Below are 2,482 nucleotides of genomic sequence, written 5' to 3'. Positions count from 1 at the left end.
GAAATGTGGGGCGGTGTGGTGCCCAAAGTCGGGCGCCATTTTATTCAGACGGTATCGATTGAAGGTTTTCCACTGGAATCAACCCCCGGCATGCTCAATATCCTGTCGGAACTGCCAGGTGTCTACCGCTGGTCTTCACGCTATATCTTCATGGATACGCATGAAGCCGTTGCGCACTTGGATCAATACCGCAAAAAGTGGAGACAGAAGATCCGTGGTTTCTTCGATCAGGTATTCAACCTGCAAAGCAGTCATATCGATGAAGACGCATTGAACATGACCGAAGATGCGCAATCGGCCATCGCCGAAACCAATAGCGGTCTTGTCGCGCAAGGCTACTATACCAGTGGGGCGGTCCTCATGATGGAAGACCGTACCGCATTGGAAGAAGCCGCACGCAAGGTGGAAAAAGCCGTCAATCATCTGGGTTTTGCTGCACGCATCGAAACCATCAATACCATGGAAGCGTATCTCGGCAGTTTGCCGGGTCATGGCGTCGAGAATGTACGCCGCCCGTTGATCAACACGATGAATCTGGCCGATCTGCTGCCGGTCAATACCATCTGGACCGGCAAAGCGCAGGCGCCCTGCCCGATGTATCCACCGAACTCACCCCCCTTGATGCATTGCGTCACACAGGGCGCAACTCCCTTCCGGTTGAACCTGCATGTACGCGATCTCGGCCACACCTTCATGTTCGGCCCGACCGGTGCGGGCAAATCCACGCATCTGGCACTCATTGCCGCGCAATTGCGCCGCTACAAGGGGATGTCGATTTACTGCTTCGACAAAGGCCTATCGATGTTTCCCTTGACCAAAGCGGTTGGCGGACAGCATTTTACCGTGGCCGGCGATGATGAAGCACTCGCATTTTGTCCGCTGCAGTTTCTCGAATCCAAAGGAGACCGCGCCTGGGCGCTGGAATGGATCTGCACCCTGGTGGAATTGAACGGTATCACCGTTTCACCCCAACAGCGTAACGAAATCAGTTTCGCCATTACCAATATGCATCAGAGCGGTTCACACACCCTGTCCGACTTCCTGGTAACCATCCAGGATGAAGCCATACGCGAAGCGCTCAAGCAATACACGATTGACGGTATGATGGGCCACCTGCTCGATGCCGAAGAAGATGGGTTGCACTTATCGAATTTCACCACCTTCGAGATCGAAGAGCTCATGAATCTCGGTGAGAAGTATGCGCTGCCAACATTGCTGTATCTTTTTCGCAGAATCGAACGCAGTCTGCATGGGCAGCCTGCCGCCATTCTGCTCGATGAAGCTTGGCTCATGCTCGGTCATCCGGTATTCCGCGCCAAAATACGTGAATGGCTCAAAGTGATGCGCAAGAACAATTGTTTGGTATTGATGGCAACGCAAAGTCTGTCGGATGCCGCCAACAGCGGCATTCTGGATGTCATTGTCGAATCGACCGCCACCAAAATTTTTCTGCCCAACGTCTTCGCACGTGACGAAGAAGCTGCGGCGCTGTACCGGCGTATGGGTTTGAATACCCGTCAGATTGAAATCCTGGCAACCGCTATTCCCAAGCAGCACTACTACACCGTATCGGAAAACGGCAGACGCTTGTATGAACTTGCGCTTGGGCCACTGGCGCTCGCGTTTGTCGGCTCGACCGACAAGGAGTCGATTGCCACGATCAAAAACCTTTGCGCCCAATATGGCGATCGCTGGGTTGACCAGTGGCTTGCGATGAAAGGACTCAAACTATCGAATGATGGAGTGACCGCATGAGTACCCTCAGTGATCTAACCGCTAAAATCAAAAAGCACCGGTTCGGTCTGACCGGCAAGACCGATGAACCGATCCGTAAGGAGGATGAGATCGATGCATCGACCTTCATTGAAGGCGGACGCCGAACCGGTGAATCGGAGAATCCGTATCTGTCCGCCCGGCGCACCTGGAACGATCATATGCGATCTGTTCAGTCGTCACGCAACATGTGGCAGATGCTGGCGATTCTGTGCCTGATGATCGCATTAGCGGGTGTTGGTGGCATGATTTATATCGGCAGCCAGTCAAAGTTTATCCCGTATGTGGTGCAGGTCAACAACCTCGGTGAAGCGATTGCGGTGTCCCGTGCCGATGTTGCGGCAGTAGCTGACCAGCGTGTAGTGCATGCCTCGCTCGCGTCCTTCATAAACGATGTCAGAATGGTGACGCCGGATATCGCCTTGCAGCGCAAAGCCATTTTCAGAGCGTATGCCATGCTCAGAACCAACGACCCGGCCACGGCCAAAGCGAATGAGTGGTTCAACGGTCACACGGACAACAGCCCGTTCAAGCGTGCGGAAACCCAAACGGTGAGTGTTGACATCATTTCCGTCATTCCACAGTCGCCTGAAACCTGGCAGGTCGACTGGCTCGAGAAAGTGTATGACCGGCAAGGCCATCCGCTGGAAGCGCCATTCAAAATGCGTGCGTTGTTACGTGTCTACCACCGGCCACCGACGCAAAGCAC

General features: G+C 54.0%; 2 protein-coding genes. Both read left to right on the top strand.

What is annotated here, in order from left to right; all coding sequences use genetic code 11:
* Nucleotides 1–1,755, top strand: a 1,755-nt coding sequence (locus C8R30_RS15545) for a VirB4 family type IV secretion/conjugal transfer ATPase (RefSeq protein WP_107790551.1), incomplete at its 5' end; no start/stop codon positions are given.
* A partial coding sequence (locus C8R30_RS15540) for a VirB8/TrbF family protein (RefSeq protein WP_107790550.1) occupies nt 1,752–2,482 on the top strand: 731 nt, incomplete at its 3' end. The genes C8R30_RS15545 and C8R30_RS15540, both read left to right, overlap by 4 nt.

The organism is Nitrosomonas nitrosa (assembly GCF_003051105.1).
GTDB classification, from domain to species: Bacteria; Pseudomonadota; Gammaproteobacteria; order Burkholderiales; family Nitrosomonadaceae; genus Nitrosomonas; species Nitrosomonas nitrosa.
This window is presented reverse-complemented; position numbering and strand designations above follow the sequence as displayed.